This is a genomic window from Anaerolineae bacterium (genome assembly GCA_016931895.1).
Lineage (GTDB): Bacteria > Chloroflexota > Anaerolineae > 4572-78 > J111 > JAFGNV01.
Genome location: JAFGDY010000248.1, coordinates 53078 through 77768 on the forward strand (window position 1 = coordinate 53078; position 24691 = coordinate 77768).

The 24691-nt window shown below is 57.1% G+C and carries 19 protein-coding genes and 1 other annotated feature; of the genes, 6 read left to right on the forward strand and 13 right to left on the reverse strand.

Annotated elements, in window-relative coordinates; translation table 11 throughout:
• Positions 1-6 precede the first annotated feature (6 nt).
• Positions 7-1236, reverse strand: coding sequence for a glycosyltransferase (locus JW953_19115; GenBank protein ID MBN1994816.1), 1230 nt, complete (start codon positions 1234-1236; stop codon positions 7-9).
• 86 nt (positions 1237-1322) lie between these two features.
• Complete coding sequence (locus JW953_19120) at positions 1323-2435, reverse strand: glycosyltransferase family 4 protein (protein MBN1994817.1); 1113 nt, start codon at positions 2433-2435, stop codon at positions 1323-1325.
• A gap of 222 nt (positions 2436-2657) precedes the next feature.
• Positions 2658-2993: a binding site (T-box leader), on the forward strand.
• Positions 2994-3064: 71 nt separating this feature from the next.
• Between JW953_19120 and trpE the strand changes: the two genes are divergently transcribed.
• From trpE to JW953_19140, 4 genes are all read left to right on the forward strand, one after another.
• Positions 3065-4558 carry an anthranilate synthase component I gene (trpE, locus tag JW953_19125; protein MBN1994818.1) on the forward strand — a complete coding sequence of 498 codons (1494 nt, stop codon included), beginning with the start codon at positions 3065-3067 and terminating at the stop codon, positions 4556-4558.
• 69 nt (positions 4559-4627) lie between these two features.
• The gene (locus JW953_19130) at positions 4628-6280 is read left to right on the forward strand and encodes a bifunctional anthranilate synthase component II/anthranilate phosphoribosyltransferase (protein MBN1994819.1); all 1653 of its coding nucleotides are present in this window, start codon (positions 4628-4630) and stop codon (positions 6278-6280) included.
• Positions 6281-7090: an indole-3-glycerol phosphate synthase TrpC gene (trpC, locus tag JW953_19135; GenBank protein MBN1994820.1), complete on the forward strand. Its 810-nt coding sequence runs from the start codon at positions 6281-6283 to the stop codon at positions 7088-7090. It abuts the gene before it with no gap.
• Positions 7074-7763, forward strand: a complete 690-nt coding sequence (locus JW953_19140; protein ID MBN1994821.1) for an SAM-dependent methyltransferase — start codon at positions 7074-7076, stop codon at positions 7761-7763. Before trpC ends, JW953_19140 begins: the two co-directional genes overlap by 17 nt.
• A gap of 12 nt (positions 7764-7775) precedes the next feature.
• Here JW953_19140 and JW953_19145 read toward each other — a convergent pair whose 3' ends face one another.
• The 10 genes from JW953_19145 to JW953_19190 all read right to left on the reverse strand — a co-directional run bounded on the left by JW953_19145 (position 7776) and on the right by JW953_19190 (position 17194).
• Positions 7776-8321, reverse strand: a complete 546-nt coding sequence (locus JW953_19145) for an NUDIX hydrolase (GenBank protein MBN1994822.1) — start codon at positions 8319-8321, stop codon at positions 7776-7778.
• A 22-nt stretch (positions 8322-8343) separates the two neighbouring features.
• Entirely contained in the window at positions 8344-9393 is a 1050-nt protein-coding gene (gene aroB, locus JW953_19150; GenBank protein MBN1994823.1) for a 3-dehydroquinate synthase, read from the reverse strand.
• 324 nt (positions 9394-9717) lie between these two features.
• Complete coding sequence (locus JW953_19155) at positions 9718-10266, reverse strand: shikimate kinase (GenBank protein MBN1994824.1); 549 nt, start codon at positions 10264-10266, stop codon at positions 9718-9720.
• Entirely contained in the window at positions 10263-11489 is a 1227-nt protein-coding gene (locus tag JW953_19160) for a tyrosine--tRNA ligase (protein MBN1994825.1), read from the reverse strand. Before JW953_19160 ends, JW953_19155 begins: the two co-directional genes overlap by 4 nt.
• Before the next feature lie 14 nt (positions 11490-11503).
• Positions 11504-12757: a chorismate synthase gene (locus tag JW953_19165; protein MBN1994826.1), complete on the reverse strand. Its 1254-nt coding sequence runs from the start codon at positions 12755-12757 to the stop codon at positions 11504-11506.
• 12 nt (positions 12758-12769) lie between these two features.
• Positions 12770-13660 (reverse strand): shikimate dehydrogenase, encoded by an 891-nt coding sequence (locus JW953_19170; GenBank protein ID MBN1994827.1) that lies wholly within the window; start codon positions 13658-13660, stop codon positions 12770-12772.
• Positions 13661-13662: 2 nt separating this feature from the next.
• Complete coding sequence (gene aroA / locus JW953_19175) at positions 13663-14964, reverse strand: 3-phosphoshikimate 1-carboxyvinyltransferase (protein ID MBN1994828.1); 1302 nt, start codon at positions 14962-14964, stop codon at positions 13663-13665.
• An 8-nt stretch (positions 14965-14972) separates the two neighbouring features.
• On the reverse strand, positions 14973-15809 hold the full coding sequence (locus JW953_19180; GenBank protein MBN1994829.1) for a prephenate dehydrogenase/arogenate dehydrogenase family protein: 837 nt from the start codon (positions 15807-15809) through the stop codon (positions 14973-14975).
• A gap of 69 nt (positions 15810-15878) precedes the next feature.
• The gene (gene aroF / locus JW953_19185; protein ID MBN1994830.1) at positions 15879-16892 is read right to left on the reverse strand and encodes a 3-deoxy-7-phosphoheptulonate synthase; all 1014 of its coding nucleotides are present in this window, start codon (positions 16890-16892) and stop codon (positions 15879-15881) included.
• A gap of 98 nt (positions 16893-16990) precedes the next feature.
• Complete coding sequence (locus JW953_19190) at positions 16991-17194, reverse strand: hypothetical protein (protein MBN1994831.1); 204 nt, start codon at positions 17192-17194, stop codon at positions 16991-16993.
• Positions 17195-17547: 353 nt separating this feature from the next.
• Here JW953_19190 and recO point away from each other — a divergent pair, with 353 nt between their 5' ends.
• Positions 17548-18306: a DNA repair protein RecO gene (gene recO / locus JW953_19195; GenBank protein ID MBN1994832.1), complete on the forward strand. Its 759-nt coding sequence runs from the start codon at positions 17548-17550 to the stop codon at positions 18304-18306.
• Positions 18307-18464: 158 nt separating this feature from the next.
• Entirely contained in the window at positions 18465-21503 is a 3039-nt protein-coding gene (locus JW953_19200; GenBank protein ID MBN1994833.1) for a glycine--tRNA ligase subunit beta, read from the forward strand.
• 2 nt (positions 21504-21505) lie between these two features.
• Here the strand turns inward: JW953_19200 and JW953_19205 are convergent, their stop codons facing one another.
• The gene (locus JW953_19205) at positions 21506-23848 is read right to left on the reverse strand and encodes an SLC13 family permease (protein MBN1994834.1); all 2343 of its coding nucleotides are present in this window, start codon (positions 23846-23848) and stop codon (positions 21506-21508) included.
• Between the last annotated feature and the right edge of the window lie 843 nt (positions 23849-24691).

Consider the following 24691-nt stretch of genomic DNA (forward strand, 5'->3'; position numbering starts at 1 on the left):
GTTAATTCAGCGATGCGTGGTTTGTCGCCGCTGGTGATTTTGTTGGTACACTTTTTCCAGTTGCGGCACCAGGGTGTCCCAGCCATAGTTGGCTCTGGCAAAAGCTTCTCCGGCTGCGCCCAATCTGATGCGGCGAGAGGGATTGTCCAGAAGATCAAGAACAGCCCGGGCAAAATCCTCCGGCTCATCGGCCAGGATTAATTCTTGCCCGTTCACTACGGGGAATCCTTCGGCCCCAACGGTGGTTGAGACAATGGGTTTACGCATAGCCATCGCCTCTAGTATTTTCAGGCGCGTGCCGCCGCCAACCCGCAAGGGCACTACATATACCGTTGCTCCGGCAATGTAAGGCGGCATGGCGTCAACGTAGCCGGTAATAACGATGTTGGGATTACAGCGTAGCGTATCCAGGCGGGGGTGAGGCCGTTGGCCGACAACGGCAAAGGTGGTATGGGGGCGTTGGGCCTGGATGAGGGGTAGCACGTGCCGGCTAAACCAGAGCACGGCGTCAACGTTGGGCCGAAAGTCCATTTTGGCCGTAAAAATCAGGTCGTGCTGAATAGGCGCGCCCCGGAAGCGGCCGAACACGTTAAAGTCAACGCCGTTGGGGACAACGGTGATGGGCGCGGTGGGGGCCACGTCGCGCAGCACCACTTTATCCGGCGCAGACATGGCCACGGTGTGGTCAACCCGGCGCAGCATATCCGCCTCGTAGCGCCGCAGGCGATGCCACTGCACCCAGCTATAAGCGGCGGCGGGCCAGCGCGCCGGACTTTTGAGATCGGCCAGAAAAGCCCGCTTTTGCAGAATCCACTCAGCGTTGTGGGCGTCGTAGATAACCAGGGGGCGAGGCCGGGCGGCGGCGATGGTTGGCAGGTAGGGGGCCATTTCAATGCCTTCAATCTCCACCACGTCAAACGGCTGTTGGCGCAGGCGTTGGGCCAGGCGCTCGTTCAAATCAGGCGACCAGAGGCGCCAGCCCATATCGGGGCGGGAGGTGGTCAACATCTGGCGCAAGCGGAGGCTCGTACTGCGTTGGGTGGCGGGAATGGTTTCTAGCCATTCGCACAGGTTGGGCAGAGGGCCGGGATCGTGCGGGTCTTGGTCAGGCTCCAAAAAAGTGAGCACACAGACGGTGTGGCGCTTGGCCAATTCTTTGACCAGGTTGAAGTTTCTCAGGGTGGTGCCCTGGTGGGGAGGATAGGGCCGTTGGGGCGTTAAAAGTAAGATCCGCATGCTGCCACAAATCAGCAAGTTAGGGAATCAGCAAGACCATGAATCGCTTTTTCGCTGACTCGCTGATGCGCCGGCTCGCTGCTCATTTACTCCCTTCCTATCTTGTGATAAACTTCAAGCGTCTTTTTGGCCGTTTCTTGCCAGGAGAATTTTTGAGCGCGTTTGAAGCCTTTTTGGATCAAATCTTGCCGCAATTCTTCTTCGGTGAGGGCGCGCCACATGGTCACGGTCAGGCCGTCAATGTCGTGAGGGTCTACCATCAGGGCGGCGTCGCCGACTACTTCGGGCAGGGCCGAGGTATTGGAGACGATCACTGGCGTGCCGCACTTCATTGCTTCAAGCGGGGTCAGGCCAAAACCTTCGTAAAACGAGGGATGCACAAACAGATTGGCGGCGCTATACAGGTAAACCAGGTCATTAGAGGGAACGCGCCCCAAAAAGGCCACGTGTTTTTTCAGGTTTAGTTTGTCCACCGTTTCATAAACTTCTTCCCACAGCCAACCTTTAACGCCGGCCAGGGCCAAAATCTCGTCTCGTTTGTACTCATCACGCAGGCGGCGAAAAGCTTGCAGCAGGCCGGGTAGATTTTTGCGCGGCTCAATGGTGCTGACAAACAGGATAAAATTCCGGTTGAGTTTGTATTTTTCTTCGGCCACCTGCTGCGCTTCGGCCTTGGACATGGGGCGGTAAATGGGATTGGCCGCTTCGTGGATAACGGTGATTTTCTTTTCGGGCACGCCCAGCATGTTGATGCTGTCTTGTTTGGTGGCTTCGGACACGGCAATGATGTGATCGGTATTGCGCCAGGCATGGTCAATTTGGCCGTAGTAGCGGGCGCTTTCTTTGGTCAAAAAATGCGGGTAAAGTAAAAAGGCCAGATCGTGGATGGTGATGACCGATTTGCACTTGCGCTTGAAAGGGGGAATAAAGTCGGGGCTGTGGAGCAAGTCCAGGCCCAATCTGGAAATCTCAAATCTTAGCCCGGTCTGTTCAAAACGATTGTGGCTGGGCGTCCACACTGATTTTCGTTCAAAGCCATTGCTGTGGATAATAGAGGATTTGTCTTTTCTGCTTTGCAAAAGGATGAATCTATCGTCTTTGGGTTCAAGGCTGGCCAGCGCCTCTATTAATCGGATAATATATTGACCAATTCCTGCTCGGTTGTAAAATACCAGTCGTGCATCAATGCCAATGCGCATACACCAGCTTCCCTTCTTTGTTCAACAAAAAATAAAACCCCCTATCCTGCCTTACCCGGCCTAGGGGGCACCGTTGACCCAAAATTACTATACCACCAATTCAGATTGGGGTCAAAATAGATAATTTGTCTTGCTTGGTTTATTTTGCCTGGGAAACCGGTTTATGTCAAAAACTTCTTGACAAATCCAAACTCATGTGTTACATTGTGTTCTCATTTAATAATAAAGACTGTGACCGGGAAAAGTAACCGCTCAAACGACGTTCAGAGAGCCGCCGGTTGGTGTGAACGCGGCACGCGCGTGAGCGGTGAATGGCCCCGCGAGTTGCGCCCCAAAAACCGGGCTGAACCGGCCTGGCAAGTAGGCGGCGACGGAGACTCCACCGTTAGCCGGGAGCCGGATATTCACGTTTTTGTTGGCAAACAAAAATGGCGTATCTGTTGAGTGAGACTGGCCCACCGAGCAAACCTCGTGTGTTTCACGCGAGGTTTTTTGTTTATCTTGGCGCGGCGGTCTAAACAGGGTGGCACCGCGAGAAATAAACCTCTCGTCCCTGGGGAATCTTTAAACAAAGAATTTCCAGAGGGCGAGAGGTTTTTTGTTTTGTTGAATAAACAAAGGAGCCAAATATGTACAAACCAACTTTAGAGCAGGTAGAAACAATGGCGCAGCAGGGAAACCTGGTCCCGGTTTATCGCGATTTACCAGCGGATATGGAAACGCCGGTCAGTATCTATCTTAAATTGCAAGATGAGGGACCTTGTTTCCTGTTGGAGTCGGTTTCGGGCGGCGAACAGGTGGCCCGGTACTCTTTTATTGGGGTGCGGCCGCGGGGGGTGATGACGGCATTTGGTAATGAAGTCTACATGGCCGGCGGCGGGCACGGCCGGATGGTGCGCCTGGAAAACGGGTCTGACCCCCTGGACGTGCTGAAAGCCGAGATGGCCCGGTACAAACCCGTGCGCCTGCCCGATTTGCCGCGTTTCATTGGCGGCGCGGTGGGTTTTGTCAGTTATGATGCGGTCCGTTACTTTGAGCGATTGCCCGACGACAACCCCGACGCTTTGCACATCCCCGACATGGCCTTTTTGATTGCGCACACCATTGTGGTTTTTGACCACGCCCGCCAGCGATTGCAGGTGGTCTCCAACGCCGATCTGACCCGCGGCGACGTGCGCGCCGCCTACCGGCGCGCGATTTCCCGGATTGACGAGGTGGTGGCCCGGCTCAACGCGCCGTTGCCGGAAGTGCCGCCTCCCGGCCACGTGCCTCACAATGGCCTGGAAGCCAATTTTACTCTGGACGAATACAAGGCCATTGTGAAAAAGGCCAAAGCATACATTGCCGCCGGTGATATTTTTCAGGTAGTGCTATCGCAGCGTTTGTCGCGCCGTACCTCGGCGCATCCGTTTGGCATCTACCGCGCTTTGCGGATGCACAATCCCTCACCCTACATGGTCTTTATGCGTTTCCCCGGCGGTATTGGCAGCCCGCCGCTGCACATCATTTCGGCCAGCCCGGAGATGCACGTGCGGCTGGAGGAAGGTTTGGCCGAATTGCGCCCTATCGCCGGCACCCGCTGGCGCGGCCAGAGTGTGGAAGAAGACGCGGCCCTGGCCGAAGAATTGTTGCAGGATGAAAAGGAACGGGCCGAGCACGTAATGCTGGTTGATTTGGGCCGCAACGATTTGGGCCGGGTGTGCGCTTATGGTTCGGTGCGGATGGAAGAGATGATGGTGATTGAGCGTTACTCCCACGTGATGCACATTGTTTCCGACGTGCGGGGCCAGATCAAACCCGGTCGGGATGCGTTTGATTTGTTGCGGGCCACGTTCCCGGCCGGTACGGTTAGCGGCGCGCCCAAAGTGCGGGCCATGGAAATAATTGACGAACTGGAAAATACCCGCCGGGGACTTTACGCCGGGGTGATTGGCTATATTGGCTACGACGGCCGGATGGATTCCTGCATTGCCATCCGCACTGTGGTGATGCAGGGCGATACCGTGCACATCCAGGCCGGCGGCGGCATAGTGGCCGATAGCGATCCGCAGCGGGAATATGAGGAAAGTTGGAACAAGGCCAAAGCTCTGGCCGAGGCGGTTGATTACGCGGAAAACGGGTAACAGAGGAGAGAAGGGAGAGAAGAGGAAACTCTCTAATTTCTAAATTCTAATTCATTTAGGAGATCAACAATGATTTTAGTAATAGACAATTACGACTCTTTCACTTACAACCTGGTCCAATACCTGGGCGAGTTGGGGCAGGAGGTGGAGGTGCGCCGGAACGACGCCATCACCCCGGACGGAATTACGGCCTTAAAACCAAACCAAATCGTGATCTCGCCGGGGCCGGGCACGCCCGACGATGCGGGTATTTCGGTGGAGTTGGTCAAACGGTTTTATCGAGACATCCCCATTTTGGGCGTCTGCCTGGGCCACCAGGCCATAGGCCAGGCTTTTGGCGGCAAAATTGGGCGGGCTGGGCAATTGATGCACGGCAAGGTGTCGCCGATTGAGCATGACCAAACCGGCCTTTTTCATAATTTACCCAGCCCCTTCACGGCCACGCGCTATCATTCATTGATTGTGCGGGAACCGCTGCCCGGCTGTTTGGCCGTGATTGCCCGCAACAAAGAGGGGGGGGAAGTGATGGCCCTACGGCACAAGGAATATCCCACCATTGGCGTGCAGTTCCACCCCGAATCAATTTTAACCGAATATGGACACGAGTTGTTGCGTAATTTTTTGGAGATCGAAGCGCCCAAACTCGGTCAAGTAAATGCTATAGCCAAAATGAGCGAAGCAGGAGTGATCATGCCCATTAAAACTGCCATTAACAAAGTAATGAGCGCCGAGTCGCTCAGCGCGGCAGAAGCCGAAGCAGTGATGTCCCAAATTATGGCCGGTGAGGCCACGCCGGCCCAGATTGGGGGGTATCTGATGGCCTTGCGGCTCAAGGGTGAAACGGTAGAGGAAATCACCGGCAGCGCCCGCGCCATGCGCCATTCGTCGGTAAAGGTGACCCCGGCCACCCCGCCGGAAGAATTGGTAGATACCTGCGGCACCGGCGGCGACGGCTCCGGCACGTTCAACATCAGCACCACGGCCGCGTTTGTGGTGGCCGGAACCGGCCAAAAAGTAGCCAAACACGGCAATCGTGCGGCCAGCAGCAAGTGCGGCAGCGCCGACGTGCTGGTTGCGTTGGGGGCCAATTTAGACCTTGCCCCGGAGCAGGTGGCCGAGGCCATTGATGAAGTGGGCATTGGGTTTCTCTTTGCCGTTAAGCACCACCCGGCCATGAAACACGCTATCGGCCCGCGCCGCGAGTTGGGTGTCCGCACCATTTTTAACGCCCTTGGCCCGTTGACCAATCCCGCCGGGGCGTTAGCGCAGGTGATTGGAGTGTACGATGAGGCGCTGACCGAACTTATGGCCAAAGTATTGGGTCAGTTGGGCAGCCGGGGCGCTTTGGTGGTGCACGGACACGGCGGTTTGGATGAATTGACGACCACCGGCCCCAACAAAATAAGCCGCCTGCAAAACGGCCAGGTGACCACCGAAATGCTGGACCCCCTGGCCCTGGGACTTATACAAGCCGACCCTGCCGAGTTGCTGGGGGGCACCGCCGAAGAAAATGCTGAGATTACTCGCGGTATCTTGGCCGGTAAAAAGAATGGCGCCCGGCGAGAGGTGGTGGTTTTAAATGCGGCGGCGGCACTGTTGGCTGCGGGTCAAGTTGCCAGTTTTGCCGAAGGAATTAACCGGGCTAATGAAAGTATTGATAGCAGTGCAGCCTTAGATGTATTGAATTGCTTTGTGGAATTCACCCGGCAGGTGAGAGCTTGAATGACCATTCTTGATGAAATTGTCCAATATAAACGTACCGAGGAATTACCGCGTCAAATGGAGACTCGCGTAATGGCGTTAGTGCAGACTGAGGCTGCCCTGGCCCCCAAGCCCAAAAACTTTGTGGCCGCCTTGCGAGCCGCCGGCCGGGTAGCCTTGATCGCGGAGATCAAAAAAGCTTCGCCCAGCCGGGGGCTTTTGCGCCGCAACTTTGATCCGTTGGCACTGGCCACAATTTACGCCCAAAATGGCGCGTCGGCGCTATCGGTGCTGACCGACGAAAAGTACTTTCAAGGCCGGTTGGAATATATCACCCAAATCAAAAACCATTTGCCCCAAAACGGCCCGGCGCCGCCGGTGCTGCGCAAAGACTTCATCTTCCATCCCTACCAGGTTTACCAGGCGCGAGCCGCCGGAGCCGACGCCCTGTTGCTCATCGCCGCCGTGCTCAATGATAAGGAGCTGGCCGGCTTGCTGGCCTTGTCCCGGCAGTTGGGAATGGCGGCTTTAATTGAAGTCCACACCCGGGCCGAGTTGGAGCGCGTATTGCCCTTGCAGCCCCGCCTCATCGGGGTCAACAACCGCGACCTGCGGGATTTTTCGGTTGACTTGAATACCTGTATCAAGCTTCGCCGGCGCGTGCCCGCCGATGTTTGTTTTGTGGCCGAAAGCGGCGTCCATAACGCGGCAGACGTGGCTCGTTTGGCTAAAGAAGGCATTGATGCCGTTTTGGTGGGTGAGGCTTTGGTCAAGGCCAAGAATGTGGGGGCAAAAGTGAGGGAGTTACTGAGTTATGACCTTCCGGTATAACAACGTAGTGCCCTGGGGCAGAAATTATGACGAATATGTGCGGATGTTCGATTTGCGCGAAGCTGAATTGGCCTTAAAAATATTGGGTTGTGGTGATGGCCCGGCCAGTTTTAATTATGAATGTACCCAACGCGGCGGGCGAGTGGTGTCGGTTGATCCCATTTACAACTTGACCAGAAATGAAATACAGCAAAGAATTGATGAAACCTACGCCGACGTTTTGAGGCAAACCGGGCAAAATCAAGAGAAATTCAAATGGGATAGAATTAAGTCTGTGGCCGAACTTGGCCGGATGAGAATGGGGGCGATGAAATTATTTTTAGACTCTTACGAGCAGGGTAAGCTTGACCGCAAATACATCCCCGGCGCGTTACCCCATCTTCCGTTTGCCGATAACGAGTTTGACATTGCGCTGAGTTCACACTTTTTATTTCTATATACGGATAATTTGTCTTATGAATTTCACGTTGAGGCTATTAACGAAATGTTAAGGGTTTCAAGGGAAGCAAGAATATTTCCCCTGTTAGACGTTAATGCAAATAAATCAGCTTATGTTGAAAGGATAACGGCAGACTTTGAGGCAAACGAGATAGAGGTGAGAAAGGTCAATTACGAATTTCAAATTGGTGGAAATGAAGTATTGATCATCAGAAAAGGGATCTTTACCCGTTAGGCGTCGCCTCGATTATTTCGGGTTCAAGCCCAGGTGCAGCCCGGCCACCATCAAGCCGGCAATGGTTTTGGCATCCTCAATCTCGTGGCGACGGATCATGGCCATAGCCTCGGCCCAGGGTACGGTGATCACCTCAATATGCTCGTCGAACTCAGCGGCGTTGGGGCCGGGGGTCAGGTCTGTGGCCAGGTACAGGTGCAAAAATTCGGTCAAAATGCCGGGCGCGCTGTAAAAACCGTGCAGTTTTTGCCAGGTGGCCGCCTGGTCGCCGGTTTCCTCTAACAATTCGCGGGGAGCGGCCAGGTCGGGGTCCTCGCCGGGTTCCAGTCCGCCCGCCGGAAGCTCAATGATCCACTTCTCTGCGGCGGCGCGATATTGCCTGAGCAAACGCACTTCGTTGTTCCCGGTCAGCGGCACAATTACCACCGCTCCTTTGTTAATCACAATTTCGCGGCCGACCACCTGGCCGTCAGCCAGACGAACCTGGCGCAGGCTGAAGTCAAGCACGTGGCCGGTGAATATTTTCTCTTCGCTGATAATGGTTTCAGGTTTTGTCACGCTTTGCCCTCTCTTTTCCAAATTAACCCGTCAAAATTGCCCGCACTTCAGCCTCGGTTACATCGTTAAAAATATCCACCTGGCCAATGGCCCGGGGTAAAATGAAACGCACGGTGTTGCCCTGGCGTTTTTTGTCGGTGAACATCACGGCCCACACGTCGGCAAAAGCGTAAGGGGGGGGCTGGAACGGCAAATGCAATTGCTCCAACAAACTGATGATGCGCTCGGTGGTAGCGCCGGAACAGTAACCCAACCGGGTGGCCAGCCGGGCCGCGCAGGCCAGGCCAATGGAGACCGCCAGGCCGTGGCGCAATTCAAAATTAGACAACAACTCAAAGGCATGGGCAAAAGTATGGCCCAAATTCAGCACCGCCCGCCGGCCCTGCTCAAAAGGATCCTCCTGCACCACGCGCACCTTCACCCGAACCGCTTCGTCCAGCAGGCGGATCATATCGTAATCACCTTCTTCCAGCATGGCAAACAATTCCGGTCCGTCAATAATCCCATGCTTCACCACTTCGCCCAGCCCGGCCCGAAATTCCACCTCCGGCAGAGTGGACAGCACATTGGGGTCCATTATTACCATTTCCGGCTGTTTGAACGCGCCCACCAGGTTTTTGCCCTGGGGCAGATCCACCCCGGTTTTGCCGCCCACGCTGGCGTCTACCATGGCCAACAGAGTGGTTGGAATTTGCACAAACGGCACGCCGCGCAAAAAAGTAGCCGCCGCAAAACCGGCCAGGTCGCCAACCACGCCGCCGCCCAGGGCAATAACCGGGCTGCGCCGGTCAAGCTTGGCGGCCACCAATTGGGGATACAGCCCGGCAACGGTCGCCAACGTTTTGAATTGTTCCCCGTCCGGGATGTCAAAGCGGGTTGGGGCAAAACCGGCCTCGCGCAAACCGGCCAGCAACGGTTCCGCGTGCAGCGGGCCAACGGTTTCATTGCTGATCACGGCGCAGCGGCCCCGGTAACCCAACTGGGCCAAATATTGGCCGGTTTTGGCCAGCCCCCCCCTATCCAGGTAAATGGGATAACTGCCGGCGGGATGAGAAACGTTGATAATGCTCATTGAATGCTCCTTGAATTGCTAACTTGACAGCCTATTGTGGAACGCATGTAACCGTGGGGGGATTCACCTGGACGGGATTTCCGGCGATCATGTCATTTCGAGTGGAGCGTAGGAAGCGTAGCGGCTGTAGCGGAACGAGAAATCCCCTTAAAATGTTCGGTTTGAGCAGAGTCTGGGGAGATTTCTCGTCACTTCGTTCCTCGAAATAACATGTCGCAAAGAGCCTCCCCCAACCTCTACATACACCCCCTATTATGGTATCTTCTCAAAATTTCAGGGCTAACGCCTGTCGAAGACCGTAGATTTCGACAAGCTCAACCAACATTATGCCGCAAATATCTGGCGGGCCAACGCGCAAATTTGCTGAGCGTTTTCTTTGGCTGAAAAGCCGGTAACATCCAGATGATGGGCGATGCGGCTATAGGCAGGGCTACGTTGTTCTAGGAGCGCGGCCAAGCGGGCAAAACGCGCCTGGTCGCGGGCGGCCAGCATGGGCCTATCCTGGCTCTGGCCGATGCGCTGCCAGAGCACGGCGGAATTGCAATCCAAACAAACCACCAGCCCGCTCTGCTCCATCACCCGCAAATTCTCTGCCGATACCAACGTGCCGCCGCCGGTAGCAATCACCAAACCCTGTTGCGCAGCCAGCTCCCGGCACAGGTTGGCTTCCAACTGCCGGAAATAAGCTTCTCCCTCATCGGCAAAAATTTGATTGATCGTCCGGCCTTCTCGCTCTTCAATGAGGTGGTCCATGTCCACAAAGTCACGCCCCAGTTCAGCCGCCACCAGGCGGCCAATGGTGGATTTGCCCACTCCCATAAAGCCGGTCAGGATGATATTGGGCAGCTCTTTTTCTGGTTTTCGGGTCATCATTTCAAACGCAAAAATTTTCGCTTCCCCACCTGGATAATCGTTCCGATCCCAGGCTCCACCACCCTTTCGATGCTCTCTACCCGTTGCCCGTCAACCCGAACCCCGCCTTGCTGAATTAAACGGCGGGCTTCGCTTTTGCTGGAGGCCAGGCCGGCCTGGGTCAGTAGGTCCACAATGTTGGTGGGATGGGCCAGCCCAAAATCAGGCATCTCTTCCGGCAGTTGTCGCTCTTGAAAAACGCGCACAAAATGTTCTTCCGCTTCCGCCGCCGCTTTGTTGCCGTGGAAAATGGCCACAATCTCCCGGGCCAGTTCCATCTTTACGTTCCGGGGATGCCGGGAGCCATTCGCCAGAGCAGCCTCCACCTGGGCCACCTGCGCCGGGGAATAGCGGGTGGCCAATTTGAAATAAATGGGCATAGCAAAATCCGGGAGACTCATCACTTTGCCGTACATATCCTCCGGGGAAGCCAAAATAGGAATATGATTGCCCAGGCTTTTAGACATTTTGACCACCCCGTCCGTGCCGGGCAGCAGACCCATGATAATCGCCACTTGCGGCTTCTGCCCCATGGCCGTTTGCAATTTGCGCCCCGCCGCCAGGATATTAAAAAGCTGGTCGGCGCCGCCCACTTGCACATCGGTTTGCTGGGCCACCGCATCGTAACCCTGCATGAGGGCATAAAAGGTTTCATGAAGAAAGATAGGTTCATTCTGTTCCAGGCGTTTGGCAAAATTCTCCCGGGCCAGGAATTGCTGCACCGTAAAATTTTGACCCAGCTGAATCAGTTCAAGCAAGCTCAATTTACACAACCATTCACCGTTGTGGCGCACCTGCGTTTTTGCCGGGTCCAATATTTTGAAAGCTTGCCGGGTATAGGTTTGAGCATTCTTCTCCACTTCCGCCTCGGTCAGCACCGGGCGGGTCTTATCCTTGTCGCTGGGGTCGCCCACCAGGCTGGTATAACTGCCAATGAGAAACGTCACTTCGTGCCCCAACTCCTGAAACTGGCGCAGTTTGCGCATGGTGATGGTATGGCCAATGTGCAAATCCGAGGTGCGCGGGTCGTAGCCACAATACACCCGCAAGGGGCGCTTCTCCCGCTCCGACTCAATCAGCCGTTCGCGCAGTTCGGCGGCCATGTTGGCTTTGGTTTGCTCGTCGCCGTATTCGGCGCCTTGCATGAGCAGGTGCACTTGCTCAGCAATGCTCATTTGATTCATGGTGACTCATTCTCCTAAAACAACTTAAAATTCTCCCCGTCAACTTGCCGGGCCTGGTGCAGCAACACCGCGTTCATCAACTCAATGGCCAGCCGCGATTCCAGGGTCACCCCGGCCCGGACTCCCACACAGGGGTCGTGCCGGCCCTTTTTGACCATAAAGTCAATCTCTTCCAGGTTTTTACGCACAGACAATTGCGGTTTAATAATGGTAGAAGTTGGTTTAAAACCCACCCGGCACACCAGCGGCATGCCGGTGGTAATGCCGCCCAACACCCCCCCGTGGCTGTTGGCCTGATACCCGGCCCGGCGAATAGGGTCGTTGTTTTCGCTGCCCCGCCGGGCAATCACCGCGGCCCCGTCGCCGATTTCGCAGAATTGGGCGGCGTTCAAGCCGCCCAGGGCGCCCATCAGCCGCAGCTTCAAACTCTGGTACAGGGGGTCTCCCACCAAAGGCGGCACATTCACTGCCACCACCTCCACCGCCGCGCCCACCGAGTCGCCTTGCTGGCGGGTTTCCTTGATCAACGCGGCGGCGGCGCGGGCAAAATCGGCGTCAAGGGTGTGGATTTCGACGTCGGCCAACTTTTGCTCAATTTGTTCAAGTTCATGGCCGGGTATTTGCCAATTTTGAGACTCGCGGACAAGCCGGGTAAAATGGTCGGCCAAGCTCAGCGATGTTTTGAGCGGCCCCACCTGGCAAATGGAAGAGAGGATGGCCGTGCCAAAGTATTCTTTGAGAAAAATACGGGCAATTGAGCCGCCAATCACGTCGGAAATGGTGGAGCGGTAACTGGAACGGCCCCCGCCCCGGATGTCCACAAAGCCTTTTGACTGGTAGTATTTCACCAGGTCGGTATGGCCGGGCCGGACCTCGCCGGTAGGCCCGGCAAATTGTTGGTAGTGCCGGGATTTTGGGGAGGTTGAAAGCACAATAGCCGCAATCGGTTCGCCGGTGGTGTAACCTTCTTCGTACGTTTCGGTTTGGTGCTCTTGACCATCAACCCGAACTCGGATCTCCGGCCCGGCCAAAAGCCGGTCCAACGCGCCCTCGGCGTAAAGGCCCGCCAGAAAAACCATTTTGTCGCTTTCATGGCGAGGCGTGCCGTGTTTGCTGCTGCCGGGCCGGCGGCGGTCCAGATACTTTTGCACCTCTTGCCGCGAGAGACGCAAGCCCGGCGGGCAGCCAAAAATAATTGTGGTGATGGCCGGGCCATGGGACTCGCCCGCTCCGGCCACGGCAAACAAGGGGCCGCCTAAAATTTCCATCTTTTGTCCTTTTTAGAAAATTGATTCTTTCTTTATCCCCAAACCCTGCAAACAGGCCCGCCGCATCACCTGGAGGGGGGCCTGCCGGCCGGTCCATGTTTCAAAAGACAACGCCCCCTGGTGGACCAACATGCCCAAACCGTCAACGGCCGTGGCCCCGGCGGCGCGGGCGCGCGCCAAAAAAACGGTTTCCAGGGGGTTGTAAACCAGATCATAAAAAAAGGCGTTGCCGGGCATGGGTACATCTTCCAACCAAGGGCAGGTATCAACCTGGGGATACATGCCCACCGAAGTAGTGTTCACCACCAGGTCAACCCGGTTCCCCAACTTTAGCAAGGTTTCCCTGGTCAGGGCCTCAAAACTCAAGCGACTATCGGGAAAAACGTCGGCCAGGTCGTCAACCAAAAAGGCGGCCCGCTCGGCCGTGCGATTGAACACTACCACCGCGCCAACTTCAGCCTGGGCCAGGGCAAACACTACCGCCCGCGCCGCGCCGCCCGCGCCTAACACCGCCGCCCGCAGCCCCCGCGGCCAACAACCGGCTTCGTGCAAGGAATTCAAAAAACCGGCGGGGTCGGTATTGGAACCAATGAATTTGCCATCCCGCAGGTGAATGGTATTGACCGCGCCCGTGATCTGAGCCGCGTCACTCAACTCGTCCATGTAGCGCATCACCGCCTGTTTGTGCGGCACGGTCACATTGCTTCCCACAAAATTGAGGGCGAGCAATCCCTTGAGCGCCTGCTCCACATCGCCCGGCTGAACCGGCAGAGGAACGTAAGCCCAATCCAGGCCCATTTCGGCAAAAGCGGCATTGTGCATAGCCGGGCTAAGGCTATGTTCCACCGGCCAGCCCAGCACCCCTACCACAGAAGTTTTGCCCGTAATCGGTTGGCCCTTCATTTTTATTCAACCCACTCCACGTTTGCGCCTAATGCCTGCAAGGTTTCTGCAAAACCGGGGAAACTCTCGTTTAAGGCTTCGGCATCTTCAACCACGGTTTTGCCCTGGGCTACCAACCCGGCAATGGCCAACGACATCGCCAGGCGGTGGTCGCCGTGGCTGTGGACGGCGGCGCCCTTAAACGGTTGGGGACCGTCAATCTCAAACCCAGCAGGATGAGGCGTGATTTTGGCGCCCAGTTTGTTAAATTCCTCCACCACTGCTTTAATGCGGTCGCTCTCTTTGGCCCGCAGTTCGGCGGCGTCGCGCACCAGGGTTTTGCCGCTGGCTTGTAAGGCAGCCACCGCGAACACGGGAAATTCGTCAATCATCCGCACCACCACTTCGCCGCGGACCGCTACGCCCCGGAGAGAACCGGCGGTTACCCCTAAATCGGCCACCGGCTCGCCGGCGGTGATCTGCTCGTTTATTACCTTTATGAGGCCGCCCATTGTTTGCAAAATTTCCAGCAAACCGGCCCGGGTCGGATTAGTGTTGACTCCTGCCAGCTTGATCTCGCTGTTTGGCACAATGAGGCCCGCCACCATTAAAAACGCGGCAGACGACATGTCGCCGGGAACGGTAAACCGGAGCGGCTGCAAAGAAAATCCCGCCGGGCTAAACGTGATCACGCCCCCCTGCTCGGTTATGTTTGCGCCCATGCCTTGCAATAAACGCAGGGTATGGTCGCGGGCCGGGCCGGGCTGGCGCAGCACCATCCGGCCTTCAGCGCCGAGCGCGGCCAGCAGCAGCGCAGTTTGCAACTGGGCGCTGGCCACCGGCATGGCGTAGTCAAGAGTGGTTAAACGATTCCCGGCGATGGTGATAGGCGCGTGGCCGTTGGTGGTTTTTACGGTTGCCCCCATTTGGCGCAGCGGCCCGGCAATCCGTTCCATAGGGCGGCGGCGCAACCCCTCATGCCCGTCAAGGATGGCCGTAAAAGGCTGGGTGGCCAGCAAGCCCATTAACAGGCGCATGGTGGCGGCTGAACCGCCGCAAAACAGGGGTGTGGCCGGCGGGCTGAATCCCCGCAGCCCCCGCCCATGCACGGTTAAAGTGGCCCGCCCCGCGCCGGTGGAGGCCACTTCAACGGTAATGCCCAAAGCTTGCAGACATTCCACCATTGGCGCGGTAACGCCTGCCTCCAGCCAGTTATGGGCCACAGTGGTACCCTGGGCCATAGCCCCCAGCATAAGGGCGCGATGAGAGATGGATTTGTCGCCGGGCAGCGTTACGCTGCCTTTTAAGGCGTTTGCCGGATGGATCACCAGTTTCAATTTGAAGGTCCTTTCAATTTATACATTGCGCTTCGCCGCGCTGCCGCCCGTTCCATTAAAGCCCGCAGGGTTTCGTGGTCTTCGTTTTGCAGCGCCCGGACAAATTGGTCAAGGTAGGATTGGACAACGGCGACCGTTTGTTGAACGGCGGCCCGGTTGGTCAATAAAATATCCAGCATCATGGTCACGTCGGAAGCGGCCAGGCGAGACGTGTCTCTAAAGCCGGAAGCGGCCACGTCCCACACCGCCGGGTCGTCCCCGGCCAGCTGTTGAACAGACAATACCAGCGCTGCGGCCAGGGTGTAGGGCAAGTGGCTAATCGCAGCCACCAACCTGTCGTGGCGATCGGCCGCCAGGAATTGGGTTTTGGCGCCGATGGCCGCCGCCAAATTTTGCACCAGGCGCGTGGCCTGGGGCGGGGTGCGGTCCAGGGGCGTCAAAATCCAGGGAGCGTCCTGAAAGAGCGAGGGGTCTGCGGCGCTCAAACCGCTCCGCTCTTTGCCGCACATGGGATGAGAACCCAGGGGGTGGACACCATGGGGCAAGGCCGCCATAGCCTGCACAATTTCCTGTTTGGTGCTGCCCATATCGGTAATGACCGCGCCGGGTTTGTAATAGGGCGCAAACTCGGCCAGTTGGCAAATGATGATCCGCACCGGCGTAGAAAACACTATCAGATCGGCGTCGCGTAAAGCCTTAGCCGGGTTGGTGGTGGCCCGGTCAACCACCCCCATCCGGGCAGCTTCACGGGCGGCTGTTTGGCGCCGCACCAGGGCCGTTACTTCTTGGCAGAGGTTTTGTTCTTTTAAGGCCAGCGCCAGCGAGCCGCCCATTAAACCCAGGCCAACAATGGTTATCCGAGTATTTTTTAAATTAAAATCAGGTTCGAAAACACACCTCCATTAGATGGTTCTGCCAACCGCTTCTGCCACCCGCTTCACTTCGGCCATTAATTCTGCAAAGCGGTGGGGTTTGAGCGACTGCTCGCCATCGCTGAGCGCCTCGGCCGGGTTGGGATGGACTTCGATGATGAGGCCATCCGCACCGGCGGCTACCGCCGCTTTGCTGGCTGCTTTAACCAACGTCCATTTGCCGGTCGCGTGGCTGGGGTCAACCACTACCGGCAAATGGGTCAATTCTTTTAACACGGGCACGGCATTGATATCGAGGGTGTTGCGGGTGTATTTTTCAAAGGTGCGAATGCCCCGCTCGCACAAGATCACTTTATGATTGCCGTTAGACATAATGTACTCGGCGCTCATCAGCAATTCCTCAATGGTACTCATCATCCCCCGTTTCAGCAAAACGGGTTTGTTACTTTGCCCCACCGCATTGAGCAGGGCATAGTTTTGCATATTGCGCGTGCCAATTTGCAGCACGTCGGCATATTCGGCTACCAGGTTTACCTGCTCCGGGGCCATCACTTCGGTAATAACGTGCAAGCCGGTTTCCTGGCGCACCTGGGCCAAGATTTTAAGCCCTGCTTCGCCCATACCCTGGAAACTATAGGGCGAACTGCGCGGCTTAAAGGCGCCGCCCCGCAGCAGGTGCGCGCCGCACTCTTTAACGGCCACAGCGGTTTGGCGCATCTGTTCCAGGCTTTCCACCGAACAAGGCCCGGCCATCACAATCACCTTTTTATCGCCAAATACATGGCCGTTGATGGAAATTTTTGAGTCTTCCGGCTGAAAATCCCGGCTGGCCAGTTTAAAAGGGCGCAGCACCGGCACTACCCGGTCAACGCCGTCCATCCGGCTGATAGCGCCCCGGTCCAGGCTGCGTTCGTCGCCAATAACGCCAATAATGGTCCGCTCCTCGCCCGTTGACAGGTGGGTTTTGAAGCCCTGTTTTTCCACCCGGGCCACCACTGCCTCTATATTCTTTTGTTCTGTGTTCATTTTCATGATAATAATCATTTTTTATCCCTTCTCCTGTTTTTGGCAAAAATAAAAAGGGCGCAACCTCTAAGGGGTCGCGCCCTGTGATTACTAAAGTACTCTACCTTAGTCTCCGGTCAGAACGCGCCCCAGGTTAGCCCAATAATAGCCCCAAAAATAAAAAACGCCCGCAAAAACAACTGCGAGCGTTGTAAACCAAAACCAAACATGGCCCAAACTTTGCTGCGTTTGAGCCACTGCTTGCCCATGGGTTTGACTTTTAAGAGAGGGACAAATTCTGTTTGGCATTTTTTCTTTCTGACCAGATGGCAAGGCCACACCTTGCCGCCTGCAATATGTTGCAGGCATCATAGCACAGAAAACGGGTAGTGTCAACCCCCGGTTTAAACAGAACAGGGGTGCATCTCAAAATATTGGCGATAGGGACAGGGCAATAACAAAACTGAACACGGTTGCTTCGAGTGGAGCGTAGGAAGCGTAACAGCTGTAGCGGAACGAGAAATCCCCTTAAAATGTTCGGTTTGAGCAGAGTCTGAGGAGATTTCTCGTCACTTCGTTCCTCGAAACAACATGCCGCCAAGAGCCTCCCCCAGCCTCTACATACGCCCGTCGTTGGTCGTTCGTCGTTGCCTGTGTTCGCACATTCCGCCGGTTGGGGGTATAATCCCGCTTTATGACCGACCGTCTCTACCGCACCGACGCCCTTATCCTGCGCCGCGCCGATTTTGGCGAAGCCGACCGGCTGCTCACGGTATTTACCCCGGAGCGGGGCAAACTGCGCCTGCTGGCCAAAGGGGTGCGCAAAACCACCAGCCGGAAGGCCGGCCATGTGGAATTGTTTATGCTCACCGACATGTTGGTGGCCCAGGGCCGCACCTGGGACATTATCTCCCAGGCCGAAATTGTAGAACCCTATCGCCACTTGCGCGACGACCTGGACAAAACCGGCCACGCTTATTACCTGGCCGAACTGGTGGACCGTTTTACCGAAGAGCATGATCCCAACCAGCCTTTGTTTGAGTTATTGGCCGTTACCCTGGCCCACCTGGGCCACAGCGACGATCCCTTTATTACCCTGCGTTATTTTGAGGTGCGCCTGCTGAGCCTGGCCGGCTACCAGCCCCAACTCTTTTTTTGCGTGGCCTGTAACAAGGCCCTGGAGCCGGTTGAAAACTATTTTCATTCCGCCGACGGCGGCATGCTCTGCCCGGAGCATGGCCCGGTGCGGCCCCACGCGCAGCCGGTTGCTCTGCCGGTGTTAAAGGTGCTGCGTTTTTTGCAAACAGAGCCGTGGGAAAAGGCGGCGCGGCTGCAACTGGCCCCCCACACGCAACAACAGGTGGAGCAACTTTTGTTGGGCTACATCACCTTTGTGCTGGAACGCCAGCTTAAGAGTGTTGATTTTATCAGAAAACTAAAACGTAAGGCGTAACGGGACACAGATGCCACCGGTGAACACAGAGAAAAGGGAACTGCTCACCTTAATGTTATTTCGAGGCCATAGGCCGAGAAATCCCCGGAGTCTCGCTCGAAAAACATTATGCTGGCAGAAATTCTTCTGGATATTGTTCAAAAATTAAGAAAGGCACTTTGAATACAAAAACCATGACCACTCCCCTCAATTTCCAACAAATCATTATGACCCTGCAACAATACTGGGCCAACCGGGGCGCGTTGATCTGGCAGCCCTGGCACGAAACGGTGGGTGCGGGCACGGCCAACCCCGGCACCACCCTGCGCGTGCTGGGGCCGGAACCCTGGGCCATTGCTTACGTTGAACCATCGTTTAGGCCCGACGACGGCCGCTTTGGCGATAACCCCAACCGCATGCAAATGCACCACCAGTTCCAGGTTATCCTAAAACCCGACCCCGGCAACCCGCAAGAACTTTACCTGGGCAGCCTGGAGGCCATTGGCCTTAAGCTTGCAGAACACGACATCCGTTTTGTGGAGGATAACTGGGAAAGCCCGGCCCTGGGCGCCTGGGGCCTGGGCTGGGAGGTGTGGCTGGATGGCATGGAGATCAGCCAGTACACGTACTTTCAGCAATCCGGCGGTTTTAGCCTGGACCCGGTGGCCGTGGAACTGACCTACGGCCTGGAACGCATTGCCATGTACCTGCAAAATGTAGACAGTGTGTGGCATATTGTTTGGGATGGCGGCCAAACCTATGGCGACATTTTACTGCGCCAAGAAATTGAATATTGCGACTACAATTTTAATGTGGCCGATGTGGACGGTTTGGTGGCGGCTTATAACTTTTATGAAGCCGAGTGCCAACGCTGTTTGGAAAAAGGTTTGGTGGCGCCGGCCCACGATTACGTGCTAAAGTGTTCCCACACGTTTAACATTTTAGACACGCGCGGCGCCATTGGCGTTACCGAGCGAGCCGCTTATTTTGCCCGCATGCGCCGCATGTCGCACCGGGTGGCCCGGGCGTTTGTGAGCCAGCGGGAAGCGGTGGGCTTTCCGCTGCTGGAATATATGCCCAAACCGGAAACCCTCGACCCCGGCCCGCCGGCCGCCGGCCAAACCGAATTTGCGCAAACGTTTCTATTGGAAATTGGTTCTGAAGAATTGCCCGCGGCCGATGTGGCCGGCGCTCTGGCTTACCTCAACCGGGCCGCGCCCCAATTTTTGGCCGATTTGCGCCTGGACCACGGCGACGTGCAGGTGACGGGCACGCCGCGCCGCCTGGCCGTTTTGGTGAACAACCTGGCCCCGCGCCAGCGCGACCTGGCCGAAGCGGCGCGCGGCCCCGCGGCCCGCATTGCCTTTGACGCCGAGGGCAAGCCCACCAAAGCGGCTCAGGGTTTTGCCCGAAGCAAGGGCGTGGCTGTGTCGGAATTGGAGATCCGGGATATGGACGGCGGCCAATACGTGGTGGCCTTGGTGCGCACGCCGGGCCGCCCCACCCCCGAGGTGCTGGCCGAGGCCCTGCCCGGCTTTATCCGCGGGATCAATTTTGGCAAGTCTATGCGCTGGCTGGCCTCGGCCCAGGTGGGCGAAGAGGTAGCCAAAACCAATTACAGCCGCCCCATCCGCTGGCTGGTGGCCTTGTGGGGGGAGGCGGTGGTGCCGTTTGCCTACGCCGGTTTGGCCGGCGGGCGGACCACGCGCGGCCCGCGCCCCGCCGGCTCGCCCAAAGTGGAGATTGCCGCCGCCGCCGATTACCCGGCCGTGATGCAGGCGCAGCGGATCATGGTTGACCCCCAGACCCGCCGGGCCGAAATAAAAAAACAACTCCAGGCTATGGCCGCGGAAGCGGGCGGGTCCACGCCGGACGACCCGGACCTGCTGGCCGAGGTGACGCACCTGGTGGAGCAGCCCGCGGCCTTTTTGGGCCGTTTTGAAGAAAAATACCTGGCCCTGCCCCCGGCTGTGTTGGTGACGGTGATGAAAAAACACCAGCGTTATTTTCCCGTGCTGGACCCGGCGGGCGCGCTGCTGCCCTATTTTATAGCCGTGCGCAATGGGGGCGCCGAGCACCTTGACGTGGTGCGGCGCGGCAATGAGGGCGTCATCCGCGCCCGTTACGCCGATGCCGAATTTTTCTTTAAGAGCGACACGGAAAAACCCCTGGAAGCGTTTTTGCCCCGACTGGATACGCTGACGTTTCAGGAACAGCTTGGCTCGATGTTGGACAAAAGCAAACGGCTGGAAAGCCTGGCCCCGCAAATTGGCGAGCGGCTGCATTTGAGCGCCGGCGAGCTGGACACCGTTGAACGGGCCGCTCACCTGTGCAAAGCCGACCTGGCCACCAGTATGGTGGTGGAGTTGACCAGTTTGCAGGGGGTGATGGGTTACGAGTACGCCAAACGTTCCGGCGAACCCGCGGCTGTGGCCGCGGCCATTGTGGAGCACTATTATCCTCAAACCCGCCTGCCCGGCCATACGCTCAGCCGGCCGGGCCTGGCCCTTAACCTGGCCAACCGGCTGGATAGCTTGTGCGGCTTATTTGCAGTGGGCAAAGCGCCTACCGGCTCAGCCGACCCCTTTGCTTTGCGGCGGGACGCTTTGTCGTTGGTGACCATTTTGCTGGAAACGGAAACAGACTTTGATCTGGGCGCCGGGCTGGCATTGGCGGCGGCCCGGCAGCCTCTTGAGGTTCCCGCCGATTCCCTGGCCGAGACCGCGGCTTTTATCCAACGCCGGCTGGAGGGGGTGCTGCGCGAGCAATACGCTTTACCCCACGACGTGGTGCAGGCCGTGTTGCTTGAGCGCGGCCATAATCCCTGGCCGGCCCTGCTGGCGGCCCAAGATTTGGCGGCGGCCGTGACCCGGCCGGATTGGGCGGACACGCTGAACGCTTTTGCCCGCTGCGCGCGCATTGTGCGGCCGGTGGCCGAGCGTTATACCATGCGGCCGGAGCGTTTTCAGGAACCGGCCGAAAAAACATTATACGCCGCTTACCAAAAAACCCGGGCCGGCCTGGGGCCTGCCGCCACTATGGCCGAGGTGGTGACCGCGCTCCGGGAAGTTTTGGTCAAGCCCATTAATGCCTTTTTTGACGAGGTATTGGTGATGGATGAGGATGAAACCGTTAAGCAAAATCGGCTGGCCCTGTTGCAGGATATCCGGGATTTGACCAAAGGGCACGCCGATTTTAGCGAGTTGCAGGGTTTTTAGCCCTACGGGTAAACGGGCCAAAAGATTGGCAGCACCAGCAGGGTGATGACCAAAACCACGATGGTGAGCGGAATGCCCACCCGCAGATAGTCGGTAAAACGATAGCCGCCGGGGCCCATGGTGAGGATATTGGCCGGGTGGGCAATGGGGCTGAGAAAGCTGGCCGAGGCCGACACCGCCACGATCATGCTCAGGGCGTAAGGGGATACTTGCAGGTCGCGCGCCGTGGTAAGGGCAATGGGGGCCATGAGCACGGCGACGGCGGCGGTGGGCATTACCTGGGCCGCCAGGGTGGTCAAGATAAATAAACCGGCCAGCATGGCCCCCACGCCCCAGCCCCCCACCAGGGCGATCAAACCATTGGCCAGAAATTGGGCCGCCCCGCTGTTTTGCATGGCAATGCCCAGGGGCAGCATGCCGGCGATCAGAAAAACCGCTTTCCACTCTATAAAACGGTAAGCTTCTTCCATGGTTAAGCAGCCGGCCAGGACCATGATTGTGGCCCCCAGCACGGCGGCAACGGCAATTGGCAGCCAGCCCAATACCACCACCAATAGCACCGCGCCCAACACCAGCGCGGCCAGCGGCGCTTTGCGCACCTGCATAACCTCCTGGGCCGCTTCGGTAAGAACCAAAAAATCCGGCTCCTGACCCAGTATTTTGAATTTTTCGCGCGGCCCGTAGAGCAACAGGGCGTCGCCCAATTCCAGGTTTACCTCCGGCAGGTTGGTGCGGCACACCTGGCCCTGTCGCCAGATGGCCAGCACGCTTAAGCCGTATCGCTCTCTAAAGCGGAGCTGGCGCAGGGTTTTGCCGGCCAGGGCGGTGTAGGGCGAGAGCACCACTTCGATGAGGCCCACCTGTTCTGATTGCAGGTCTTCCATGGCCAGGGGCGTTTCCCGGTCTATTTCCAGGTCTTGCAGGCCCGTGAGCGCGGTCAGGTCTGCCGGGTTGCCCTCAATCAGGAGCGTATCTCCGGCCAGAAGAGTGGTGGCGGGCGGGGGCACCAAGAGCGTGTCTCCCCGGCGGATAATGCCCAAAACGGTCAGGTCAAAGGCGTCGCCCAGGTGGGTGTCGGCCAGGGTTTTACCGGCCAGGGCGGAATCCGGGGGCACGTGCACCACAATGAGCCGTTCGTGTAGGGGGTACACTTCGGCCGCTTCGGCCTCGGACACCAAAAAATCGGCGGTCTCCCGAAGTTGGTGAAGCCGAAGACGCGGCCCCTGCACCAGGAGGGTATCGCCCGCTTGGAGGGGGATGGAGGGCAGGTTGGCCCGGTGGAGCCGGCCCTGCCGCCGGATGGCCAGGGCGTTAAGGCCAAAACGGCGTCGAAAATTGATCTGGGCCAGGGTTTGGCCCAACAGCGCGGAACGGGGTGAGAGGGAGACTTCGGCCACTTCAATTTCGCGTGAGACTTCCGGGTTGGCCGGCAGGTTGTTGGGCAAGAGCAGGCGGCGGCCGCGCAGGTTAGCCAATTGTTCGGTTTTTCCTTCAACCAGCAGTTTATCGCCGGGTTTAAGCAGGGTGTGGGGCGGGGGCGATAGTTGGGTGTGGTTGTTTTTGATGATGCCAATTACGTTTAGGCCCAGGGCCGAGCGTAACCGGCTGTTGGCCAGGGTTTTGCCCACCAGGGCGGAATCGGCGGGCAGGCGGACCACGAATAATCGTTCTGTCAGGTTGTGAAACAGGCCCGGTTGGGCGGGCGGGGCGGTGGCGGTTTCTTTGGCAATATCTTTTTCCGGCAGGAGGTGGCGGCCGATGAGGACCATAAAGGCCACGCCGCCCAGCATGACGGCCAGGCCAACGGGGGTGTAGTCAAAAAGGCCAAAGGCGGGCAGGCCGGAGGCGCGGAGGGCGTTGCTGACCAGAATATTGGGCGGCGTGCCGATGAGGGTGGTCAGCCCGCCCAGGAGCGAGCCAAAGGCCAGGGGCATGAGGAGTTTGGAGGGGGCGCGGTTTGTTTGCCGGGCAATATCCATTACTACCGGCAGCAGCAGGGCGGCCACGCCCACGTTGTTCATAAAAGCCGACATACCCCCGGCGGTGAGCATAATGACGGCCAGGAGTTGGGCCTCGTTTTGCCCGGCCAGGCGCAGCACCTGGCGGCCAATCAGGTTAGCCACGCCGGTGCGGTAGAGCGCGCCGCTGAGAATGAACACGGCCCACACCGTGACTACGGCCGGGTTGCTGAAACCGGAGAGGGCCTGGGTTGGCGTAACCAGGCCGGTGAGGGCCAGGCTGCCCAGCACCAACAGGGCCACCAGGTCCGCGCGCAGTTTTTCGGTGACAAACAGGAGCAGGGCTACGGCCAGAATGGCCAGGACAAGGGCGATGTTAAGAGGCATGGCTTGACCTCCGGTAAGCGTTAAGACGGTTGTTGAGTTAATGTTTTTGGGTAGTGGTTAAATGGTAACCGGTGGGGTGACAAAACAAGCTTTGTCACCCCACCGCCATCAGTTAACTATGTAACCACGGCGAAACCCAACATAAATCCGGGCAGATTGATGAAGCCATTCAACCCAACCTCAATGGATGTGTTGGGTAGTGAAACAGCAAAAGAGTGGTTGGTGATGATTAATGATACACTTGTAAGAAGATATTATCAAGCTTGATACAAAGCCGCCCATCAATGGCCCAGTCAGGCCATTACTTTCAAAGGGGTGTGTTTCAAATCAGTTGAAGGAGTGCATTCATTCTGCCTCTGCCAAAAAGCGGAATAAGTTTCGCGCTCCAGGGGTAGTCTCAACTTCTTTCAAAGAAATAGTTGGTTTCCTTGAAGGGGAAAAAAATTTCCTTCAAGGAAGTTGAGAAGTTCCTTCAAGGAAGTTGAGAAGTTCCTTCAAGGAAGTTGAGAAGTTCCTTCAAGGAAGTTGAGAGGTTCCTTCAAGGAAGTTGAGAGGTTCCTTCAAGGAAGTTGAATTGGCTCACCCGCCGGGTGGAGACAATCTGCCGGGTGTTTTTGAGGCCATAGAACCCAGGAACGCGCAAATCCGGCTTGCTTCGTATAGTGCTGGCCGAAAAGAGTACGATTTTTTGTAGTTTTTTTACGATTTTTTGTAGCGGTGGCGTGGTATGATAGGGCTAATTGGGTTTCAATTCAAGGGATGGTTCAAAAACAAGTTGACACTTTAACAGTTGAATAAATTTGTCAGGGACCTCCAAATCGAGGAAGATTAAGGTTGTTATCC